19 protein-coding genes are annotated in these 20,890 nt (G+C 61.4%); 6 read left to right on the top strand and 13 right to left on the bottom strand.

Features of this window, described 5'->3' with window-relative positions; translation table 11 throughout:
• From recF to ahpF, 3 genes are all read left to right on the top strand, one after another.
• Entirely contained in the window at positions 1 to 1,113 is a 1,113-nt protein-coding gene (gene recF, locus BN1079_RS12595) for a DNA replication/repair protein RecF (protein WP_037024863.1), read from the top strand.
• Positions 1,110 to 3,524, top strand: a complete 2,415-nt coding sequence (gyrB, locus tag BN1079_RS12590; RefSeq protein WP_037024862.1) for a DNA topoisomerase (ATP-hydrolyzing) subunit B — start codon at positions 1,110 to 1,112, stop codon at positions 3,522 to 3,524. Before recF ends, gyrB begins: the two co-directional genes overlap by 4 nt.
• A 288-nt stretch (positions 3,525 to 3,812) precedes the next feature.
• Positions 3,813 to 5,378, top strand: a complete 1,566-nt coding sequence (gene ahpF / locus BN1079_RS12585; RefSeq protein WP_037024861.1) for an alkyl hydroperoxide reductase subunit F — start codon at positions 3,813 to 3,815, stop codon at positions 5,376 to 5,378.
• Between the two features lie 123 nt (positions 5,379 to 5,501).
• Here ahpF and BN1079_RS12580 read toward each other — a convergent pair whose 3' ends face one another.
• From BN1079_RS12580 to glyQ, 5 genes are read right to left on the bottom strand one after another with little or no spacing between them, the layout of a single operon-like run.
• On the bottom strand, positions 5,502 to 6,872 hold the full coding sequence (locus tag BN1079_RS12580; protein WP_037024860.1) for a diguanylate cyclase: 1,371 nt from the start codon (positions 6,870 to 6,872) through the stop codon (positions 5,502 to 5,504).
• A gap of 59 nt (positions 6,873 to 6,931) precedes the next feature.
• Positions 6,932 to 7,678: a lysophospholipid acyltransferase family protein gene (locus BN1079_RS12575; protein WP_037024859.1), complete on the bottom strand. Its 747-nt coding sequence runs from the start codon at positions 7,676 to 7,678 to the stop codon at positions 6,932 to 6,934.
• On the bottom strand, positions 7,675 to 8,217 hold the full coding sequence (gene gmhB / locus BN1079_RS12570; protein WP_037024858.1) for a D-glycero-beta-D-manno-heptose 1,7-bisphosphate 7-phosphatase: 543 nt from the start codon (positions 8,215 to 8,217) through the stop codon (positions 7,675 to 7,677). Before gmhB ends, BN1079_RS12575 begins: the two co-directional genes overlap by 4 nt.
• 4 nt (positions 8,218 to 8,221) lie before the next feature.
• Positions 8,222 to 10,276: a glycine--tRNA ligase subunit beta gene (gene glyS, locus BN1079_RS12565; RefSeq protein WP_037024857.1), complete on the bottom strand. Its 2,055-nt coding sequence runs from the start codon at positions 10,274 to 10,276 to the stop codon at positions 8,222 to 8,224.
• Positions 10,273 to 11,220, bottom strand: coding sequence for a glycine--tRNA ligase subunit alpha (glyQ, locus tag BN1079_RS12560; RefSeq protein ID WP_037024855.1), 948 nt, complete (start codon positions 11,218 to 11,220; stop codon positions 10,273 to 10,275). Before glyQ ends, glyS begins: the two co-directional genes overlap by 4 nt.
• Before the next feature lie 126 nt (positions 11,221 to 11,346).
• Here glyQ and BN1079_RS12555 point away from each other — a divergent pair, with 126 nt between their 5' ends.
• The 3 genes from BN1079_RS12555 to BN1079_RS12545 are packed head-to-tail and all read left to right on the top strand — an operon-like array spanning position 11,347 to position 13,150.
• Positions 11,347 to 11,931 (top strand): DNA-3-methyladenine glycosylase I, encoded by a 585-nt coding sequence (locus BN1079_RS12555; RefSeq protein WP_037024853.1) that lies wholly within the window; start codon positions 11,347 to 11,349, stop codon positions 11,929 to 11,931.
• A gap of 30 nt (positions 11,932 to 11,961) precedes the next feature.
• A complete protein-coding gene (locus tag BN1079_RS12550; protein WP_037024852.1) occupies positions 11,962 to 12,849 on the top strand; it encodes a lysophospholipid acyltransferase in 888 nt (295 codons plus the stop codon).
• 34 nt (positions 12,850 to 12,883) lie between these two features.
• Complete coding sequence (locus tag BN1079_RS12545) at positions 12,884 to 13,150, top strand: PilZ domain-containing protein (RefSeq protein WP_037024850.1); 267 nt, start codon at positions 12,884 to 12,886, stop codon at positions 13,148 to 13,150.
• Between the two features lie 107 nt (positions 13,151 to 13,257).
• Here the strand turns inward: BN1079_RS12545 and BN1079_RS12540 are convergent, their stop codons facing one another.
• The 8 genes from BN1079_RS12540 to fmt form a co-directional block, all read right to left on the bottom strand.
• The gene (locus BN1079_RS12540) at positions 13,258 to 13,575 is read right to left on the bottom strand and encodes a tetratricopeptide repeat protein (RefSeq protein ID WP_037024849.1); all 318 of its coding nucleotides are present in this window, start codon (positions 13,573 to 13,575) and stop codon (positions 13,258 to 13,260) included.
• Between the two features lie 144 nt (positions 13,576 to 13,719).
• Positions 13,720 to 14,547 carry an ectoine/hydroxyectoine ABC transporter ATP-binding protein EhuA gene (gene ehuA / locus BN1079_RS12535; protein ID WP_037024848.1) on the bottom strand — a complete coding sequence of 276 codons (828 nt, stop codon included), beginning with the start codon at positions 14,545 to 14,547 and terminating at the stop codon, positions 13,720 to 13,722.
• Positions 14,544 to 15,203, bottom strand: coding sequence for an ectoine/hydroxyectoine ABC transporter permease subunit EhuD (gene ehuD / locus BN1079_RS12530; RefSeq protein WP_037024846.1), 660 nt, complete (start codon positions 15,201 to 15,203; stop codon positions 14,544 to 14,546). Before ehuD ends, ehuA begins: the two co-directional genes overlap by 4 nt.
• Positions 15,200 to 15,859: an ectoine/hydroxyectoine ABC transporter permease subunit EhuC gene (ehuC, locus tag BN1079_RS12525; protein ID WP_037024843.1), complete on the bottom strand. Its 660-nt coding sequence runs from the start codon at positions 15,857 to 15,859 to the stop codon at positions 15,200 to 15,202. The genes ehuD and ehuC overlap by 4 nt, the downstream gene beginning before the upstream one ends.
• Before the next feature lie 190 nt (positions 15,860 to 16,049).
• Complete coding sequence (gene ehuB / locus BN1079_RS12520) at positions 16,050 to 16,904, bottom strand: ectoine/hydroxyectoine ABC transporter substrate-binding protein EhuB (protein WP_037024840.1); 855 nt, start codon at positions 16,902 to 16,904, stop codon at positions 16,050 to 16,052.
• A 291-nt stretch (positions 16,905 to 17,195) separates the two neighbouring features.
• On the bottom strand, positions 17,196 to 18,569 hold the full coding sequence (gene trkA / locus BN1079_RS12515; protein ID WP_037024838.1) for a Trk system potassium transporter TrkA: 1,374 nt from the start codon (positions 18,567 to 18,569) through the stop codon (positions 17,196 to 17,198).
• A gap of 30 nt (positions 18,570 to 18,599) precedes the next feature.
• Positions 18,600 to 19,922, bottom strand: coding sequence for a 16S rRNA (cytosine(967)-C(5))-methyltransferase RsmB (gene rsmB / locus BN1079_RS12510; protein ID WP_037026919.1), 1,323 nt, complete (start codon positions 19,920 to 19,922; stop codon positions 18,600 to 18,602).
• A 5-nt stretch (positions 19,923 to 19,927) separates the two neighbouring features.
• Positions 19,928 to 20,857: a methionyl-tRNA formyltransferase gene (gene fmt, locus BN1079_RS12505; RefSeq protein WP_037024836.1), complete on the bottom strand. Its 930-nt coding sequence runs from the start codon at positions 20,855 to 20,857 to the stop codon at positions 19,928 to 19,930.
• Between the last annotated feature and the right edge of the window lie 33 nt (positions 20,858 to 20,890).

The raw sequence follows: 20,890 nt of genomic DNA, 5'->3' as shown, positions 1-20,890 counted from the left end.
ATGTCCCTTAGTCGTCTCTCCGTCACCGGCGTTCGCAATCTGCAGCCGGTGACGTTAACCCCCTCCCCTCGCATCAACATCCTTTACGGCGACAATGGCAGCGGCAAAACCAGCCTGCTGGAAGCCATCTACCTCCTGGGCATGGCACGTTCATTTCGCAGCGCGCGGCTGAATCCGGTGATTGCTCACGAGCAGACCAGCTGTACGGTTTTTGGTCAGGTAAGGCTCGATGCGGAAAGGTCCAGTGCTCTGGGGATATCTCGAGATCGTTCGGGTGATGTGCGCATCCGTATCGATGGACAGAGCGTCAAGAGCGCTGCCGAACTGGCGGACACGCTGCCTCTGCAGTTAATCAATCCTGATAGTTTCCGTCTGCTGGAAGGTGCGCCAAAACTGCGCAGGCAGTTTCTTGATTGGGGCGTGTTCCACGTGGAACCACGTTTTTTACAGGCCTGGCAGCGCCTACAGCAGGCCCTGCGGCAGCGTAACTCGTGGCTCCGGCATGGTACACTTGACGCTGCTTCGCAAGCGGCCTGGAGCCGTGAGCTGAGCCTGGCGAGTGAAGAGATCGACGAGTACCGACGAACCTACATACAGGCACTCAAGCCGGTTTTTGAGCGCACTCTGGCGGTTTTGCTGGAGCTTGAAGGCTTTCAGTTGAGTTACTACCGGGGCTGGGACAAAAGCCTTCCCCTTGCCGATGTACTGGCGGCGTCTATCGAACGTGATCGAGTTATGGGGCATACCCAGGCCGGGCCTCAGCGGGCTGATCTTCGTCTGCGTATGGCTGGCCATAACGCAGCGGAAACTCTGTCGCGCGGCCAGCAGAAGCTTGTTGTCTGTGCGTTGCGCATAGCGCAAGGCCATCTGGTTAGCGAAGCCAAGCGGGGCCAATGTATCTATTTGGTCGATGACTTACCGTCCGAGCTGGACGAAAACCACCGGCTTGCGTTGTGTAGCTTGCTGGAACAACTGAATTGCCAGGTCTTTATCACCTGCGTTGATTCGAACCTATTGCGAGAAGGCTGGCGTGACGATACACCAGTCTCAATGTTTCACGTGGAACATGGGACGATTGCCCAGGTCCACGGCCCCTCGGGAGTGACGGCATGAGCGAAAACCACACGTACGATTCGTCCAGTATCAAAGTACTTAAAGGCCTCGACGCGGTGCGCAAGCGTCCCGGTATGTACATTGGTGACACTGACGACGGCACCGGCCTGCATCACATGGTGTTCGAGGTGGTGGATAACTCCATCGACGAGGCCCTGGCTGGCCATTGCACCGATATCACCATCACCATTCATGTCGACGAATCCATCACCGTGCGTGATAACGGTCGTGGTATCCCGGTTGATATCCATGAAGAAGGTGTATCGGCTGCGGAAGTGATCATGACCGTTCTGCATGCCGGTGGTAAGTTCGACGACAACTCCTACAAGGTTTCCGGTGGTCTGCACGGTGTAGGTGTTTCCGTGGTCAACGCACTGTCCGAGGAGCTGGTACTGACGATTCGCCGTGGTGGCAAGGTCTGGGAACAGGTCTATCGTCATGGCGTTCCTCAGGCCCCTCTTGAGGCTGTGGGCGATACCGAGGACTCAGGCACCCAGATTCATTTCAAGCCTTCCTCTGAGACCTTCCAGAACATTCACTTCAGCTGGGACATCCTGGCCAAGCGTCTGCGCGAACTTTCCTTCCTTAACTCGGGCGTCGGCATCGTTCTGCGCGACGAGCGCAATGCCAAGGAAGAGTTGTTCAAATATGAAGGTGGTCTCAGTGCCTTCGTGGCCTATCTGAACACCAACAAGACCCCGGTGAACGAAATCTTCCACTTCAATGTCCAGCGTGAGGACGGTGTTGGTGTAGAAGTGGCACTGCAGTGGAATGACAGTTTCAACGAGAACCTGCTCTGCTTTACCAACAACATTCCACAACGCGACGGTGGCACGCATTTGGCGGGCTTCCGTTCGGCGCTGACGCGTAACCTGAACAACTACATCGAGCAGGAAGGCCTGGCCAAGAAGCACAAGGTCGCAACCACCGGCGATGATGCGCGTGAAGGTTTGACTGCCATCGTTTCGGTCAAGGTGCCAGATCCCAAGTTCAGCTCTCAGACCAAGGACAAGCTCGTTTCTTCAGAAGTGAAGACGGCGGTTGAGCAGGAAATGGGCAAGCATTTTGCGGACTTTCTCCTTGAGCATCCCAACGAGGCAAAGGCTGTCGTTGGCAAGATGATCGATGCCGCCCGTGCCCGTGAAGCAGCTCGCAAGGCGCGTGAAATGACGCGTCGTAAGGGTGCTCTGGATATCGCCGGTCTTCCAGGAAAGCTGGCTGACTGCCAGGAAAAGGACCCTGCCCTTTCCGAACTCTACATAGTGGAGGGTGACTCTGCGGGCGGCTCTGCAAAGCAGGGCCGCAACCGCAAGACCCAGGCAATCCTGCCCCTCAAGGGCAAGATCCTCAACGTCGAACGTGCCCGCTTCGATCGCATGATCTCCTCTCAGGAGGTCGGCACCCTGATCACCGCCTTGGGCTGCGGCATCGGCCGCGAAGAGTACAACATCGACAAACTGCGTTATCACAACATCATCATCATGACCGATGCTGACGTTGACGGATCGCACATTCGTACCCTGCTGCTGACCTTCTTCTTCCGGCAGCTGCCTGAGCTGATCGAGCGCGGTTATATCTATATCGCGCAGCCGCCGCTGTACAAGGTCAAGCGCGGCAAGCACGAGCAGTACATCAAGGATGACGAGGCGATGGAGGAATACCGCACCCAGTCAGCCCTTGAAGAAGCCAGCCTGCATGTAAACGAAGATGCACCGGGCCTGTCCGGCGAAGCCTTGGAGCGCTTGGTCAATGACTACCGCTCTGTGATGAAGACCCTGGAGCGCCTGTCACGCCTCTATCCCCAGGAGCTGACCGAGCATTTCATTTATCTGCCGCGGGTTACCCTTGAGCAGTTGGCTGACCAATCGGCCATGCAAGCCTGGGTAGCAGCCTTTTCGGCCAAGCTAGATGGTGTCGAGCGCTCGGGGCTGGCGTACAAGGCGAGCCTTCGTGAGGATAAGGAGCGGCACCTGTGGCTTCCTGAGGTGGAGATCATCTCCCACGGCCAGGCCAGCTACATCACCTTCAACCGTGATTTCTTTGCCAGCAATGACTACAAGGCGGTCACCACTCTGGGTGAGGAATTGAACAGTCTGCTGGAGGAAGGTGCCTACGTTCAGCGCGGTGATCGCAAGAAGACTGTCTCCTCCTTCAAGGAAGCCCTGGACTGGTTGCTGGTAGAAGGCACGCGCCGCCATAGCGTTCAGCGCTACAAGGGTCTGGGTGAGATGAACCCTGAGCAGTTGTGGGAAACCACCATGGATCCGGCAGCGCGACGCATGCTCAAGGTGACCATCGAGGATGCGATTGCGGCAGACCAGATCTTCAATACCCTTATGGGCGATGCCGTTGAACCGCGTCGCGACTTTATCGAGACGAACGCGTTGGCGGTGTCGAACCTGGATTTCTGATTCTTCTTCGTCTCTGTAGTGGAAGATCCATTCCACTCAGCCTCGTCCTGTTTAGTGTCACTCTGCCCCGGCCAAGAGCCGGGGTTTTTTTAAGTTTGAAAAAAAGGATCGGGATGTTCCACGTGGAACACAGTAGGTAATACGGCTCGAAGTTATCGATAGTTTTTGACGATAGGCATGCTTGCTTTAATCAATTTTTGAAATCCACTCGTCCCCGCTAACATTCACTCCATCAAAGTTTTTCACCTTTCAGACCTTAAGGTCAGTCACTTAGTAAGGGGTATTTCCATGCTCGACAGCAATCTCAAGACCCAGTTGAAAGCCTACCTGGAAAAGGTCACCCAGCCGATCGAGATCGTCGCGTCCCTGGATGACGGCGAGAAGTCCCAGGAAATGCTGAGCCTGCTGCAGGACATCGCCAGCCTCAGCGACCAGATCACCCTCAAGACCGACGGCCAGGATGCGCGCAAGCCGTCGTTCTCGCTCAACCGCATCGGCGGTGACATCAGCCTGTGCTTCGCCGGCCTGCCCATGGGCCATGAGTTCACCTCGCTGGTCCTGGCGCTGCTGCAGGTGGGCGGCCATCCGTCCAAGGCTGCGCCGGAAGTGATTGAGCAGATCAAGAACATCGAAGGCGAATACAACTTCGAAACCTACTTCTCGCTGTCCTGCCAGAACTGCCCGGACGTGGTCCAGGCGCTGAACCTGATGGCCGTGCTCAACCCCAACATCCGCCACGTGGCCATCGACGGAGCGCTGTTCCAGGATGAAGTGGAAGCCCGCCAGATCATGTCGGTGCCGAGCATCTACCTCAACGGCGAACTGTTCGGCCAGGGTCGCATGGGCGAAGAAGAAATCCTCGCCAAGCTGGACACCGGCGCCGCAGCGCGTGATGCCGAGAAGATGAGCGCCAAGGCCGCCTTCGACGTACTGGTCATCGGCGGTGGCCCGGCCGGCGCTGCTGCAGCGGTCTACTCCGCACGCAAGGGCATCCGCACCGGTGTCGCAGCCGAGCGCTTCGGCGGCCAGGTGTTGGACACCATGGCCATCGAAAACTTCATCTCGGTCAAGGCCACCGAAGGCCCGCAGCTGGCCCGCGCCCTGGAAGAGCACGTGCGTGAATACGACGTCGACATCATGAACCTGCAGCGCGCCAGCAAGCTGATCCCGGCCGGTGCCGAAGGTCTGCACACCGTCGAGTTCGAAAACGGCGCACGCCTGCAGTCCAAGACCGTGATCCTCTCCACCGGTGCCCGCTGGCGTGAAATGAACGTACCCGGCGAGCAGGAATACCGTGGCCGTGGCGTCGCCTACTGCCCGCACTGCGACGGCCCGCTGTTCAAGGGCAAGCGCGTGGCGGTGATCGGCGGCGGCAACTCCGGCGTGGAAGCGGCCATCGACCTGGCCGGCATCGTCGCCCACGTCACCCTGCTGGAGTTCGGTGAAGAACTGCGCGCTGATGCAGTGCTGCAGAACAAGCTGCGCAGCCTGCCCAACGTCACCATCCTGACCATGGCGCAAACCACCGAAGTCAAAGGTGACGGCCAGAAGGTCACCGGCCTGGTCTACAAGGACCGCAACAGCGACGAGCTGCACAACGTCGAGCTGGAAGGCATCTTCGTGCAGATCGGTCTGCTGCCCAACAGCGACTGGCTCAAGGGCAGCGTGGAGCTGAACCGTTTCGGCGAGATCATCGTCGACGCCAAGGGCCAGACCAACATCCCTGGCGTGTTCGCTGCAGGTGACGTGACCACCGTGCCCTACAAGCAGATCGTCATTGCCCTGGGCGAAGGCGCCAAGGCCTCGCTGAGTGCCTTCGATCACCTGATCCGCAGCAGCTCGCCGGTCGCCTGAGACCGGTAAGGCACGCGGGAAAGCCGCTCCTGCGAAGCGGCGGCCTCGCGTAGCGGACATGAGGTAAAGAAAAGGGGGAGCAGATTTCGGTCTGCTCCCCCTTTTTGCGTTACCTAGGCCGGTTTAGCTGGAGGGCGCCAGAACGCAACGATTGCGGCCATTGCGCTTGGCTTCATACAGGGCCTGGTCGGCGCGGCGCAGGAGGTGTTCGTAGTCGGGGTGACCATCATGAACGGCAACGCCGATGCTGACCGTCACGTTGAGCATCTCGCCCTGAGGCAGGCGAAAACGTTCGGCGGCGATATGGCTACGCAGCTTTTCCGCCGCCTTCATCACTTTCTCCGTATTGACATCCACCAGCACCAGAAGGAATTCCTCGCCGCCCAGACGGAACGCATAGTCGCCTCCACGGGTGTTGTTGGAGAGCGTCGTAGCGATCTGCAGCAGCACCTGGTCACCGCCATCATGCCCATAACGGTCGTTGATCTGCTTGAAGTTGTCGACGTCGATAACGAGCACCCCGAAGCTCCCGCCGGCCTGGCGGCTGTAGAGCATCTCCTTGTTCATCACCACCGGCAGGAACTTGCGGGTGAGCAGTCGGGTGAGTACATCACGTCCAGCTTCCAGTTCGCTGGCCTGTTCGAACAGGTTGTCCAGCAGGAAGCGGATGGAGCGGGTTTTTTCGCGGATGCTGTGCAGCGTACTGTTGCCTTGATCCACGCCGGCCTCGCCCAGCAGCTGCAGTTCTTTGTCGATCTTGAGGATGGTCTCCAGAATGCCCGATGCGTTGGGTGACCCCTGGAAGGCGTGGGCTGCCTTATGGCGGAACCATAGACCGAACTCGGAGCTGGTCAGGCGTGGCAAGCTGGAGAGGCTGCTACCCACCGCAAGGTTGAACATCAGCTGATTTTCCCAATCCAGCAGCGCTGCCCGTTGACGTTCCTTCTCGGCACCCAGGTTCTGAGCTACCGAAAACAGGCGATAGGCTTCCTCGGCGCGTGAGTTGCGGTCGTGGGATTGGGAATAGGCGAAGCAGATGATTTCCACTGCCAGGTCAATGATGTCCGCACCCAGCCGGGCCGCATCGCGGCGCAGGATTTCCTCCTTCACACGCGCCTCGATCAAAGTGCGCAGCCGGCCCTTGAGATGACGTGCACCACGCAGGACCAGGCTCACCGGGATTTCGATGCGGGCATGGACCGCGCCGATGGTGCGCTGCAGTTCGATAAGCGGCTCCAGATCCTCATCGCCATTGGCTGAGAGGACTCTCTGTACCCAGCGCTCCATGGAGTCGCTCAGACGCTCCTGAACCTGCTCATGGGACAGGAACAGTGCAGCCTGGGGATCGGCCAGCATCTCCTGGTAGAAATGCTCGGCCAGCCCCTGGCTATTGGCTTCCGCTACGGCCTTCAGCTCGATGCCGGCCTGGACTGGAAAGCGTTGCAGCAAGCTTTGCCATTCGGCAGCCAGTTGTTCATTGGATATCTGTTGCACGTAGCAGGCTCTCGATGAAGTTTGGGGGCGGCGTCCCTGCCCCTCTGCTGCCAGGTTGATCAGTTGGTCACGGCCTGGTTTTCCAGGAGTTGCACCTGCTCATTGATCCAGTCTTCGGCTCGCTGGTTGAGCTCGGCGACTGCGCGCGGGCCTTCGCCTTCGGCATACATGGCCGGACCTATAACCACCTGGATCACGCCTGGTGTCTTGCCCCAGCCAGCCTTGGGCCAGAACATGCCGGCGTTGTGCGCGATAGGCAGGACCGGCAAACCGGCGTTCACCGCCAGGGATGCACCACTGCGGGAAAACTTGCCCTTTTGCCCGACCGGCACACGGGTGCCTTCAGGGAAAATCAGCACCCAGGCGCCCCGCTCCAGACTTTCCTGGCCCTGTTGGGCTACCTGGCGCAGAGCTGCCTTGGGGTTTTCGCGGTCGATGGCGATGGGCTTGAGCAGCCACATGGCCCAGCCGAAGAAGGGCACGCGCAGCAACTCGCGCTTGAGCACCTGGGTCAGGGGCTCGAAGTACGCCGAGATAAAGAAGGTTTCCCACGTGCTCTGGTGCTTGGCGAGGATTACACAGGGTTTGGCCGGAATGTTTTCCGCCCCGTGGACTTCATAGCGCAGGCCAACCAGCGTCTTGCCCAGCCATACGGCGCAGCTGCACCAGTTCTTTACCACGAAGCGATAACGCTTGTGGAACGGCATGAAAGGCGCAAAAACCAGGCAAACCAGGCACCAGGCAAAGGCAGTGAACGACAGCAGGAAATAGAACAGTGCGATGCGTAAGGGAAGCAGGGCTTTCATGCGGCGCTCCCGAGTAAGTGATCGACCACCGCAGCCAGGTCATCGAAAACCCGTGTGCCTGGCGGCAGCGTTCCTTCCAGGGTGCGCAGGCCCTTGCCGGTTTTGACCAGATAGGGCTCGCCGCCCAGCAACATGCCGGCATGCAGGTCGCGATGGCTGTCACCTACCACCGGTACGCCTTTGAGGTCAGGCAGGTTGAAGTGCTCGGCGATGGTGCGGAACAGCCCGGGCTTGGGCTTGCGGCATTCGCAGCCATCGTCCGGGTCGTGGGGGCAATGCACGATCAGGTCGATGCGACCGCCCTCCTCCATCACCAGCTGTTGCATCTTCAGGTGCATGTCATCGAGGGTGGTGGCGCTGAACATGCCCCGTGCCAGACCGGACTGGTTGGTGGCGACCGCCACTGTCCAGCCGGCCTGGCACAGCCGTGCGATGGCCTGCAGCGAGCCGGGAATCGGAATCCACTCGGCCAGGCTTTTCACATAGGCATCGGAGTCTTCGTTGATGACGCCGTCACGATCAAGAACAATCAGTTTCACAGGCTTAGCCAAGTGCGGAAATATCGGCGACGCCAAGGAACAGTCCTCTCAACCGGGCCAGCAGTGCATAGCGGTTGGCACGTACCGAAGGGTCTTCAGCATTGACCAGTACCGCCTCGAAGAAAGCATCCACCGGAGCCCGCAGATGTGCCAGGCGCTCCAGCGCCTCACGGTACTGGCGGGCTTCGGCCAACGGCTGAACCGCTTGTTCAGCCTGCTGCAACGCCGAATACAGCGAGAATTCGGTGGCATTGTCGAACCAGCGTGGCTCGACGGTTTCCGGCAGCTTCGCCTCGAACTTGCTCAGCAGGTTGGAGACACGCTTGTTGGCGGCCGCCAGTGCCTGGGCTTCCGGCAGCTTGCGGAAGGCCTGTACGGCCTGCACGCGCTGGTCGAAATCCAGTGCCGAAGCCGGTGACACGGCGCGTACCGAGAAATAGGTAGCCACCTCAACGCCTTCGTCTTCATAACGCGCACGCAGGCGCTCGAAGACGAAACCCAGCACCTGGTCGGACAACCCGCCGGCTTTTACCTGGCCGCCGAATTGATCGATGGCGAAATTGACCGCCTTGACCAGATCCAGATCCAGCTGTTTCTCGATCAGGATGCGCAGGATGCCCAGTGCAGCCCGGCGCAGCGCGTAGGGGTCCTTGCTGCCGGTGGGCAGCATGCCGATGCCGAAGATACCGACGAGCGTATCCAGCTTGTCCGCTACGGCGACGATGGCGCCGGTCTGGGTACTGGGCAGCTCGGCGCCAGCGCCACGGGGCATGTACTGCTCGTTCAGCGCCAGGGCGACATCTTCCGGCTCACCGTCGTTGAGCGCGTAGTAGTAGCCGGCAACGCCCTGCATCTCGGGGAATTCACCGACCATCTCCGTGGCCAGGTCGCATTTGCTCAGCAGGCCGGCCCGAGCCGAACGCCGAACATCGCCACCGGTGGATTCAGCGATAAACGCGGCCAGGCGGGAAACCCGCACAGCCTTGTCGTAGACGCTGCCGAGCTGGGCCTGAAAGACCACATTGCGCAGACGCTCGTTGAAGCTTTCCAGGCTCTGCTTCTTGTCCTGCTTGAAGAAGAACTCGGCGTCGGTCAGGCGCGGGCGTACCACCTTCTCGTTGCCGGCAATGATCTGCGCCGGGTCCTTGGACTCGATGTTGGCCACGGTAATGAAGCGCGGTAGCAGCTTGCCGTTGCTGTCCAGCAGGCAGAAATACTTCTGGTTGTCCTGCATGGTGGTGATCAGTGCTTCTTGCGGCACTTCGAGGAAGCGCTCCTCGAAGGAGCAGACCAGCGGTACCGGCCATTCCACCAGTGCGGTCACTTCATCGAGCAACGCCGGTGGCACGATGGCCGTGCCGTTCTGCTCGGCAGCCAGTTGCTCCACGCGCTTGGCGATCAGCTCGCGGCGCTCGGCGAAGTCGGCGATCACATGAGCGCTGCGCAGGTCTTCCAGGTAGCTGGACGGACGGCTGATGCGTACCGGCGCAGGGTTGTGGAAGCGATGGCCGCGCGATTCGCGACCGGCGCGCTGGGCGAGGATTTCGCACTCGACAACCTGATCGCCAAAGAGCATCACCAGCCACTGGGTCGGGCGCACGAACTCTTCCTTGCGCGCGGCCCAGCGCATGCGCTTGGGAATCGGCAGGTCATTCAGCGAGTCTTCGACGATACCCGGCAGCAGCGTGGCGGCCGGCTGGCCTTCTATGGTGCGGCTGAACTTGAGCTTGGCACCGCTGCGATCGATTTCCGCCAGGTCTACCCCGCACTTGCGGGCGAAGCCCAGCGCAGCCTGGGTCGGTTCACCCTCGGCGTCGAACGCGGCCTGAATCGGCGGGCCGTCGAGATTCACGCTGCGATCGGGTTGCTGGGCCGCCAGTTGTTCCACCAGTACGGCCAGCCGGCGCGGTGCGGCAAAGGCCTGTACGCGGCCATGGGCGAGCCCGGCATCTTTCAGGCCCTTTTCGATACCGGCGCGAAAGGCGGCGGAGAGCTTGTCCAGCGCCTTGGGTGGCAGCTCTTCGGTGCCCAGCTCGACCAGAAAATCCAGTGCACTCATTCTGCAGCCTCCAGCTTGGCCAGTACTTCGTCACGCAGATCAGGCGCCGCCATGGGGAAGCCCAGCTTGGCGCGTGCCTGCAGATAGCTCTGCGCTACCGCGCGGGCCAGGGTGCGTACACGCAGGATGTACTGCTGGCGTGCCGTCACCGAGATGGCCCGGCGTGCATCCAGCAGGTTGAAGGTGTGTGATGCCTTGAGAACCATTTCATAGGTAGGCAAAGGCAGCTCCAGCTCGATCAGCCGATTGGCTTCGCTCTCGTAGAAATCGAACAGTTCGAACAGTTTGTCGACGTTGGCGTGCTCGAAGTTGTAGGTGGACTGCTCCACTTCGTTCTGGTGGAACACGTCGCCGTAGGTCACGGTACCGAAGGGGCCGTCGGTCCAGATCAGGTCGTAGACCGAGTCGACGCCCTGCAGATACATCGCCAGGCGTTCCAGGCCGTAGGTGATCTCGCCGGTAACCGGATAGCACTCGACGCCGCCGACCTGCTGGAAGTAGGTGAACTGGGTGACTTCCATGCCATTCAGCCAGACTTCCCAGCCCAGGCCCCAGGCGCCAAGGGTCGGCGACTCCCAGTTGTCTTCGACGAAGCGCACATCATGCACCGAGGTATCGACGCCGATGCGGCGCAGCGACTCCAGATACAGGTCCTGGATATTCTCGGGATTGGGCTTCAATACCACCTGAAACTGGTAGTAGTGCTGCAGGCGGTTGGGGTTCTCGCCATAGCGGCCATCGGCCGGGCGACGCGAAGGCTGAACATAGGCGGCGTTCCAGGTCTCGGGACCCACGGCTCGCAGGAAGGTGGCAGTGTGGAAGGTACCGGCGCCCATTTCCATGTCGTAGGGCTGCAGGACCACGCAGCCCTGCTCGGCCCAGTAGCTCTGCAGGGCGAGGATCAGGTCTTGGAAGGTGCGCACGGCAGGCGTAGTCTGGCTCAAAATTTCACCTGTGCTGGGCTTCGACGGAAAGTTGCGGAGTATACCCGATTCCCGTGCTTCCCCACGGTGCATGCGTGCATGCAGACGTCGTTTTCCACTTGCCCTTCACACTTCAGGAAGCCGCCCATGCAGCGTTGCGCCTGGTGCAGCGACGACCCGCTGTATATCCACTATCACGACCACGAATGGGGCGTGCCGAGTCGCGATCCGCAGGTGCTGTTCGAGTTTCTGCTACTCGAAGCCTTCCAGGCCGGGCTGTCCTGGATCACCGTGTTGCGCAAGCGTGAACGCTATCGCCAGGTGCTGTTCGGCTTCGATCCCCAACGCCTGGCGCAGCTGAGCGATGCCGAGATCGACCAGCTCATGCAGGACCCCGGCATCATCCGCAACCGCCGCAAGCTCGAAGCCGTGCGCAATAACGCCCGCGCCTGGCTGCAGTTGGAAGACCCGGCGGCGTTTATCTGGTCCTTCGTTGACGGTCGGCCGCTGATCAATCACTTCACCACGCGCGAGCAGGTTCCCGCGGTTACCGCTGAAGCCGAGGCCATGAGCCGCGCGCTGAAAAAGGCAGGCTTCAGCTTCGTCGGTCCGACCATTTGCTATGCCTACATGCAGGCCTGCGGGCTGGTCATGGACCACACCACCGACTGTCACCGGCACGCACCCTTGGCCGCTGCGGCGGCGGACGCTGCGTTGATACGGGTACACTAGCGCCCTTTGGTTTTTTCGGGAGTCACTCGCTTGGATAGGTTTAAAGGCGCGCTGATCGTCGGTTTCCTGCGGCTGTTCGCGCTGCTGCCCTGGTCGATGGTGCAGCGCATGGGCGCGCTGATTGGCTGGCTGATGTGGAAGCTGCCCAATCGCTCCAGGGAAGTGGCGCGGATCAACCTGGCCCGCTGCTTTCCCGAGCTCGACGAAAAACGCCAGCAGCAGCTGCTGGGCGATAGCCTGCAACAGATCGGCAAGACCTTTACCGAAAGTGCCTGTGCCTGGATCTGGCCAGCGGACAAGACGTTGCGTCTGGTCAAGGAAGTCGAGGGACTGGAAGTACTCGAGCAGGCGCTGGCGTCCGGCAAGGGCGTGGTCGGCATCACCAGCCATCTGGGCAACTGGGAAGTGCTCAACCACTTCTACTGCGCGCAGTGCAAACCGATCATTTTCTACCGCCCGCCCAAGCTCAAGGCGGTGGACGAGTTGTTGCAGAAGCAGCGGGTACAGCTTGGCAATCGGGTCGCCCCTTCTACCCGAGAGGGCATCCTTAGCGTGATCAAGGAAGTGCGTCGCGGCGGTTCGGTGGGGATTCCCGCCGACCCGGAACCCAGTGAAAGCTCAGGCGTCTTCGTGCCCTTTTTTGCCACTCAGGCACTGACCAGCAAATTCGTCCCCGGTATGCTCACTGGCGGCAAGGCGGTAGGCGTGTTTCTGCATGCGCTGCGCCTGGAGGATGGCTCGGGCTTCAAGGTGATTCTCGAAGCTGCGCCGCAGGAGATGTACAGCGAAGACGTTAATGTGGCCGTTGCGTCCATGAGCCGCATGATCGAAAGTTACGTGCGTCGCTGGCCAAGCCAATACATGTGGACCATGAAGCGCTTCAAGAAGCGTCCTGCCGGTGAGGCGCGTTGGTACTGATTTCACGGATATAACAACAAGAAGGAGCCGCGGCATGCAAAACCAGCGAATGCACCCTCGCGCCAGCATGAAGTGCCGAATTCGTATCAGCCACGAATCATTCGGCGAGGTGTTGGCACAGACCCGCGACCTTTCCGACAGTGGGGTCTACGTCAAGCATCCCGATCTGGTCTCGCTACAGCCGGGCACCATTGTCCGTGGCCAGGTACAGGACCTGCCGATCCCGGCGCCGGAGCTGCAAATGGAAGTGATGCGGGTGGATGCTGAAGGCGTGGGTCTGCGCTTTATCCTGGCGAACTGATAGCTGTAGGGCCGAACTTCTTCGGCCTTACAGCTGCTGAATGAATTCGGCTTCAGGCTTAAAAAGCGCTTTTGCAAGCGCGATGCAGGCCGAAGCGGGGAGAAGGCTCAAGGGCTCTGCGCCTTGTCCAGCTTGCGCAGAAATACCGTCATTTCCTTCTCGGCCTGCTTGTCGCCATGTGCCTGTGCGGCAACCAGCCCTTTTTCCCAGGCCGCGCGTGCTCCATCGAGATCGCCGCAACTCTGTAACGCCCGCCCCAGCAACTTCCAGGCTGCGGAATACTTCGGGTCCAGCTCCACGCAGCGGCGAAAGTGCGTGACCGCCCGCTCGGCATCACCGGCATCCAGATAGCCCTTGCCCAGACCGAAACGCAGCATGGGGTTGTCCATGCCCTGCGCAAGCATCTTTTCCAGTGAATCAAGCATCGGTTGCCTCCTTTGGCGCGCTGAAAGCGTCAAGTGACTGAAGCGAGCCGGCAGGCTCACGTCCAGCTTAATCGTTCTGCCCCCAATAGCCATGTTCCAGGGGCTGAACGAAAAAGTGCATTGCTCGAAGGCGGCGTGCAGAGCCTAGTGCGCTTCGTTGACTGCACTGAGAAACGCCTGGGTACGCTCCTGCTGTGGATTGCCAAAGAGCTCGTCCGGCGTGCCCTCCTCGAGAATACGTCCCTCGTTGAAGAAGCATACGCGGTCGGCGAACTCCCGGGCGAAGCCCATTTGGTGGGTCACCATCAGCATGGTCAGGCTGTGCGCATCGCCGAGTCGGCGAATCACGTTGAGCACTTCGCCACAGAGTTCGGGGTCAAGCGCCGAGGTAACCTCATCGAACAGCATCACTTTGGGCCGCATGGCCAATGCCCGGGCGATCGCCACGCGCTGCTGCTGGCCGCCGGAAAGCTGCGACGGATAGTGCTCGAACTTGTCGTCCAGACCGACCATGGCCAGCAACTCGGTAGCCCGCTCGCGCGCCTCAGCCGTGGACAGGCCGAGCACCTGCACCGGCGCTTCCATCACGTTCTGCAGCGCATTCATGTGAGGGAACAGATTGAAGCTCTGGAATACCATGCCGACCTTGCCGCGCACGTTGCGCTGATGCCGGGAACTGGCGCGCACCAGCTGGCCGTTGGCATCGGGCATGTGGGTCAGTGGCTCGCCGTCGACCATGATCATGCCCTCGTCGATGTCCTCCAGGGTCATCAGGGCGCGCAGCAAGGTGGATTTTCCGGAGCCGCTGGGGCCGATGATGGCGACCTTTTCGCCGTTATGAACATCGAGGTCCAGATGGTCGAGTACCGTCAGGTCGCCATAGCGCTTGGTTACGTCGCGAAACTGCACCATGGGTTCCGAGCTGGCGCTGGTTTCGGTGGGCTGGACGGGGGTGGGCGTCGACGGGTTCATCGGGCGAGCTCCATGCGGTTTTCCAGACGGCGCACCAACCAGGCGAGGCCGAGACTGAGGATAAGGAAGAACAGGCCGACCATGGTGATCGGCTCCAGGTAGCGGAAATGTTCGGAGCCGATGTTCTTGGCCCGCTGCATGATTTCCACCACGGTGATCGCGGACAGCACCGGCGTGTCCTTGAGCATCGAGATCAGGTAGTTGCCCAGTGCCGGCAGAATCGGCCGCAACGCCTGGGGCAGGATGATCTTGCGGTAGGCGGTCAGCGGCTTCATGTTCAGCGCAGTGACTGCCTCCCACTGAGCGCGCGGCACCGCGTCCAGCCCGGCGCGGTAGACCTCGGCGGTGTAGCAGGCGTAATGCAGCGCGATGCCGATGATGCCGGCCTGCAATGCCGTCAGGTTGAGGCCGTAGGCCGGTGCCACGAAGAACAGGAAATAGACCTGGATCAGCAGCGGCGTGCTGCGGATGAATTCGATCAGGCCGGTCACCGGCCACGACAGCCAGCGCAGGCGGCTGCGACGGCCGATGGCAAGGAACAGGCCGAGCACGATGGCGATGGAAAAGCCGGCCAGGGTGATGCCGATGGTCTTTAGCGAGGCATCCAGCAGCCGCGGCAGGATGCTCCAGGCAAATTCCCAGTCGAAGAAGTTCATGACAGACCTCCACGCATGCGCCCGCGACTGAGCCGACGCTCCAGCGCCCGCATGGAGAAATTGATGATCTGCGCCAGGATGAAGTACATGACCAGCGCCAGGCCGAAGATCTCCAGAGTCATCAGCGTCGCCTGATCCAGCTGGCGCGCGCGGAAGGCCAGGTCCGACAGGGTGATCAGGGAGACCAGCGAGGTGTTCTTCAGCAGCTCGATCAACAGGTTGGTTCCCGGCGGAATCGCTGCCAGCAGCGCCTGCGGCAGGATGATGCGCCGGGTGCGCTGCCAGGGCGTCATGTTCAGCGCCTGGCACGCCTCGTACTGGCCTTCATGTACTGATCGGATGGCCCCGCGCAGCACTTCCGCGCCATAGGCACCAATGTTTAGGCCCAGCCCGATAACCGCCACCTGGAAGGCACTGAGACTGACATTGAAGGGCGGCATCGGCAGCACGAAGTAGAGCCAGAAGAGCTGCACCAGCAAGGAGCTGCCGCGAAAGACTTCGATATAGCTGATGGCCAGCCAGCGCAGCGGGGCAATCGGTGACAGGCGGCCGAAGGCGGCCACCAGCGCGACGGCAATGGCCAGCAGGGAGCCGAAGAAGGTGACCTGCACGGTCACCCAGGCACCCTCCAGCATCAGGGGGAGGAGTTCATTCATGGACTTTTCCGATTGGCCCGAGGCAGGCCAGGTAAAAACGTGCGGCCGGAGTCGGCGCGTTCGACCACCGGCAAGCGCACCGCGGGAGAGGCGATGGGCTTGGGTGAAGACGAGGTGTTCCGGTGGGCGGAAATCAAGGTGGGTGCAAGGCTGCAGCGGTGCCCTTAGGCCTCGCGTACAGCCGTTCCGGTCAGGCGGAGCAGAGTTCCTCGGCCGTCTTGTCGGTGACATTGGAGCGGTCGAAGCCGAAAGGCTCAACGGTCTTCAGATGCTCCTCACTGCCCAGCCACTTCTTTAGCTCGGCGTTCACTGCATCACGCAGCGCCTTGTCCTGGGGACGGAAGGCCAGCGCACCGTAGCCGGTGTGAGCAGGATCATCCTTGAAGTCGGTGGTCGCTTCGACCTGATCGCCGGCCTTCTCGGCCAGGCCTTTCATGGTCAGCTGGGTGCCGATCGCAGCATCCGCGCGGCCGGTGCGTACGGCCTGCAGCTGCGAGGTTGTGTCCGGAACCTGGACGATCTGCGAATCCTTGATCCCGGCCTTGCGTGCATAGGCCAGGTTGACGGTGCCGGACATGATCGCCAGCTTGGCATCGGGGTTGTTGGCGATGTCCTCATAGCTGCGCAGATTCTTTGGATTGCCGGTCTTCACCAGCAGGGTGTCGGGCAGCTGATAGTGTGGGTCGGTGAACAGCACCTGCTTGCAGCGCTCGGGGGTGATGTACATGCCGGCGGCGATGAGGTCGAAGCGGCTGGCGCGCAGGCCGGGGATCAGTGAGCCCCATTCGGTAAGGACGGGGTTGATGGTTTCGATGCCCAGTCGCTGGAAAATCTTTTCGACGATTTCGGGGGATTCGCCGGTGACGCTGCCGTCGGTGGCGGTGTAGGCGAAGGGTGTTTCGTTGGCATAGCCGATGCGGACGCTGCTGTTTTCCTTGATCTTGGCCAGCGTATCGGCCTGGGACAGGCTGCTGATCGTGATGCTGGCCAAGGCCGTACAGCCGATCAGAAGCCGGGAAATGGGTGAGATGGTGGGAGCCCTCATGGTGTTTCTCCTGTTTGTTGTTCTTGCATCGCGGATGGCGAATCGTTTGCCAGGAGGCATCGGGGTGCCGCTACAAGCGCGACGGATGTATCGAGTGAATGCCTCGCCGGTTGCTGGTTGACAGACTATAGGGAGCCTCGGCTCCCGGCGTGAGCATACAAAGCTGAGCCGCAAACGAAAACCCGAAGCCATCTGAAGCGAATGGTCGCCAATTTTGACCGAACAAACGAAACCCGGTTCAGAGCGGATTTCGGGGCCAACTTGCAGCGAAACGGCCGTATGGGCAGGAGATTAGAAAAAGGTCAGGCCGGCCTGGAACAACCGCTCGACATTGCGCACCTGCTTCTTGTCGACCAGGAACAGGATCACGTGGTCGCCGGATTCGATCACGGTATTGCTGTGGGCGATGAGGACCTTTTCGTCGCGGATAATGGCACCGATGCTGGTGCCCGGCGGCAACGAGATCTTGCCGATCTCCCGGCCGATGACCTTGCTGGAGCGGATATCGCCATGGGCGACCACCTCGATGGCTTCGGCGGCGCCGCGGCGTAGCGAGTGGGCGCTGACGATGTCACCGCGGCGCACGTGGGTCAGCAGCGTACCAATGGTGGCCAGCTGCGGGCTGATGGCGATATCGATCTCGCCGCCCTGCACCAGGTCGACGTAGGCCGGGTTGTTGATGATGCACATGACCTTGCGCGCACCGAGACGTTTGGCCAGTAGCGACGACATGATGTTGGCTTCGTCATCGTTGGTCAGCGCGAGGAACACATCCACGTCACGGATGTTTTCCTCCAGCAGCAGGTCGCGATCCGAGGCGCTGCCATGGAGGATGACGGTGTTGTCCAGGGTATCGGAGAGGTAGCGGCAGCGAGCCGTGCTCATTTCGATGATTTTTACCTGGTAGCGGTTTTCGATGGCCTCGGCCAGGCGCTCGCCGATATGGCCGCCGCCGGCGATCAGGATGTTCTTGTAGCTTTCGTCCAGGCGGCGCATTTCGCTCATCACCGCGCGGATGTCGGCTTTGGCGGCGATGAAGAATACTTCGTCATCGGCCTCGATTACGGTGTTGCCCTGGGGCAGGATCGGCTGGTTGCGGCGGAATATCGCCGCTACGCGGGTGTCGACGTTGGGCATGTGCGCGCGGATCTGGCGCAGTTCCTGTCCAACCAGCGGGCCGCCATAGTAGGCGCGTACGGCCACCAGCTGCGCCTTGCCGCCGGCGAAGTCGATCACCTGCAGCGAGCCGGGAATCTCGATCAGGCGCCTGATGTAGTTGGTCACCACCTGCTCGGGGCTGATCAGCACATCCACCGGAATGGCTTCGTTGTTGAACAGGCTGGTGCGTGTCAGGTAGGCCGGTTCGCGCACCCGGGCGATCTTGGTCGGCGTGTTGAACAGGGTGAAGGCGACCTGGCAGGCGACCATGTTGGTTTCATCGCTGTTGGTGACCGCCACCAGCATGTCGGCATCATCGGCGCCGGCCTGGCGCAGCACGGTGGGAAAGGATGCGTGGCCGACGACGGTACGAATATCCAGGCGGTCGCCCAGATCGCGCAGGCGGTCGGGGTCGGTATCCACCACGGTGATGTCGTTGGCCTCGCTGGCGAGGTTTTCCGCCAAGGTCCCGCCGACCTGCCCTGCCCCCAAAATGATGATTTTCACGCGGTCACTCCTGAAGCGCGATGAAGCCCGTTAGCGTTTCCCAGCGCCCGGCTGGGCGGCAATCTTGATCAGTTTGGCGTAATAGAAGCCGTCGTGCCCGTCTTCCTGGGGCAGCAGTTGCCGGCCGTGGGGCTGCTGGAGGCCGAAGGCATCAGGCAGGTCCAGCTCGCGGGCGCCAGGCGTGCGGTTGAGAAAGGCTTCGATCACCTCGCGATTCTCGGTCGGCAGCACCGAGCAGGTGGCATACAGCAGTACGCCCCCGACTTCCAGGGTGGGCCAGAGCGCATCGAGCATTTCGCCCTGCAGGATGGCCAGGGGGGCGATGTCGTCTGCCTGGCGTGCCAGTTTGATGTCCGGGTGACGGCGGATAACGCCGGTGGCCGAGCACGGCGCGTCGAGCAGAATGCGCTGGAAGGGCTTGCCGTCCCACCAGGCTTGGGTGTCGCGGGCGTCGGCAGTGGTCAGGGTGGCCTTGAGTTGCAGGCGCTGGAGATTCTCCTGCACACGCTGCAGGCGCTTGGGTTCCAGGTCCAGGGCGACGACTTCCGCCAGCTCCGGCTCACGTTCGAGGATATGGCAGGTCTTGCCGCCCGGTGCGCAGCAGGCGTCCAGCACGCGCTGACCGGGTTTCAGCTCCAGTAATCCGGCAGCCAGCTGCGCGGCTTCATCCTGCACGCTGACGCGACCTTCCGCGAAACCCGGCAGTTGCTGCACATCGCAGGCCGCTGCCAGACGGATGCCGTCCTCACTGAACCGGCAGGCGAAGGCCTCGATGCCGGCGGCCTGCAGTTCGGCCAGATATTCGTCCCGGCTGGTCTGACGGCGATTGACCCGCAGCATCATCGGCGGATGCGCATTGTTGGCGGCACAGATGGCTTCCCAGTGCTGCGGCCAGAACGCCTTGAGCGATTTCTGCAACCAGCGCGGGTGCGCGACGCGAATCACCGGGTCGTGTTCCAGCTCGGCCAGCAAGGCTTCGCCTTCGCGCTGGGCGTTGCGCAGCACGGCATTGAGAAGGCCCTTGGCCCAGGGTTTCTTCAGTTTTTCCACGCAACCGACGGTCTCGCCGATGGCCGCATGATGGGGAATACGGGTGTAGAACAGCTGATACAGGCCGACCAGCAGCAAGGCCTCGACATCGCGGTCGGCCGCCTTGAAGGGCTTCTGCAGCAGGCGTTCGGCCAGGCCCGCCAGGCGCGGTTGCCAGCGCGCGGCGCCAAAGGCCAGCTCCTGGGTCAGGCCGCGGTCACGTGCTTCGACCTTGGCCAGGACATCGGGCAGGCTGCTGCCCAGCGAGGCCTTGCCGGCGAGCACCGTTGACAGCGCGCGGGCGGCGGCCAGGCGCGGGTTCATCGCCATTATTCGAACACCTTGCCGGGTGTGAACTGCTCGCGCCGGCTGTTGAACAGATCGCCAAAGCCCAGCGGCTTGCCGCCCGGTAGTTGCAGGCGAGTGAGCAACAGTGAGCCCTGACCGCAGGCGACTTCCAGGCCGTCCTTGCCAGCGGCAAGGATCTGACTGGGATTGCCCTGCCCTGCGCCGATCTTGGCTGCGTGAATCTTCACCACTGCACCGTCGAGGCTGGCATGGCAGATCGGCCAGGGATGGAAGGCGCGGATCAGTCGTTCCAGCTCGAGCGCCGGACGTGTCCAGTCGATGCGCGCTTCGTCCTTGTTCAGCTTGTGGGCGTAGGTGGCCAGGGTGTCGTCCTGCACTTCGCCTTTAAGGGTTCCGGCTGCCAGTGCCGCCACACCTTCAACCAAGGCCTGGGAACCCAGGCTGGCGAGGCGGTCATGCAGGCTGCCGCCGGTGTCATCGGCGCTGATTGGCGTGCTGACCTTGAGCAGCATCGGCCCGGTGTCCAGGCCTGCTTCCATCTGCATCAGAGTTACACCGGTTTCACTGTCGCCGGCTTCGATGGCGCGCTGGATCGGCGCCGCACCGCGCCAGCGCGGCAGCAGCGAAGCATGGCTGTTGACGCAGCCCAGGCGCGGCATGTCCAGCACCGCTTGCGGCAGGATCAGGCCATAGGCGACCACCACCATCAGGTCCGCCTGCAGCGCCTGGAGCTCGGCCTGGGCAGCGGGATCGCGCAGGGTCTGCGGCTGATAGACGGGAATCGCATGTTGCAGGGCGAGCTGCTTGACCGGGCTGGGCATCAGCTTCTGACCCCGTCCGGCGGGGCGATCCGGTTGGGTATAGACCGCAACGATGGCATGGCCAGCATCAAGCAGAGCCTGAAGGTGCTGGGCGGCGAATTCCGGCGTGCCGGCGAAAACGATGCGCATGGAAAAGGTCCGTCAAATAAAAAAGGCTTGCCG

Source organism: Pseudomonas saudiphocaensis (assembly GCF_000756775.1).
Lineage (GTDB): Bacteria > Pseudomonadota > Gammaproteobacteria > Pseudomonadales > Pseudomonadaceae > Stutzerimonas > Stutzerimonas saudiphocaensis.
The sequence above is the reverse complement of the archived record's forward strand: the minus strand, read 5'-3'. Positions and strand labels throughout refer to the sequence as shown.

Coding starts and splice junctions, on each gene's coding strand:
- BN1079_RS12545 (WP_037024850.1), top strand. CDS start 12,884: ATGCAAAACCAGCGAATGCACCCTCGCGCCAGCATGAAGTGCCGAATT.
- BN1079_RS12575 (WP_037024859.1), bottom strand. CDS start 7,678: ATGAAAGCCCTGCTTCCCTTACGCATCGCACTGTTCTATTTCCTGCTG.
- glyS (WP_037024857.1), bottom strand. CDS start 10,276: ATGAGTGCACTGGATTTTCTGGTCGAGCTGGGCACCGAAGAGCTGCCA.
- ahpF (WP_037024861.1), top strand. CDS start 3,813: ATGCTCGACAGCAATCTCAAGACCCAGTTGAAAGCCTACCTGGAAAAG.
- BN1079_RS12555 (WP_037024853.1), top strand. CDS start 11,347: ATGCAGCGTTGCGCCTGGTGCAGCGACGACCCGCTGTATATCCACTAT.
- fmt (WP_037024836.1), bottom strand. CDS start 20,857: ATGCGCATCGTTTTCGCCGGCACGCCGGAATTCGCCGCCCAGCACCTT.
- BN1079_RS12540 (WP_037024849.1), bottom strand. CDS start 13,575: ATGCTTGATTCACTGGAAAAGATGCTTGCGCAGGGCATGGACAACCCC.
- ehuD (WP_037024846.1), bottom strand. CDS start 15,203: ATGAACTTCTTCGACTGGGAATTTGCCTGGAGCATCCTGCCGCGGCTG.
- ehuA (WP_037024848.1), bottom strand. CDS start 14,547: ATGAACCCGTCGACGCCCACCCCCGTCCAGCCCACCGAAACCAGCGCC.
- ehuC (WP_037024843.1), bottom strand. CDS start 15,859: ATGAATGAACTCCTCCCCCTGATGCTGGAGGGTGCCTGGGTGACCGTG.
- rsmB (WP_037026919.1), bottom strand. CDS start 19,922: ATGAACCCGCGCCTGGCCGCCGCCCGCGCGCTGTCAACGGTGCTCGCC.
- gyrB (WP_037024862.1), top strand. CDS start 1,110: ATGAGCGAAAACCACACGTACGATTCGTCCAGTATCAAAGTACTTAAA.
- ehuB (WP_037024840.1), bottom strand. CDS start 16,904: ATGAGGGCTCCCACCATCTCACCCATTTCCCGGCTTCTGATCGGCTGT.
- recF (WP_037024863.1), top strand. CDS start 1: ATGTCCCTTAGTCGTCTCTCCGTCACCGGCGTTCGCAATCTGCAGCCG.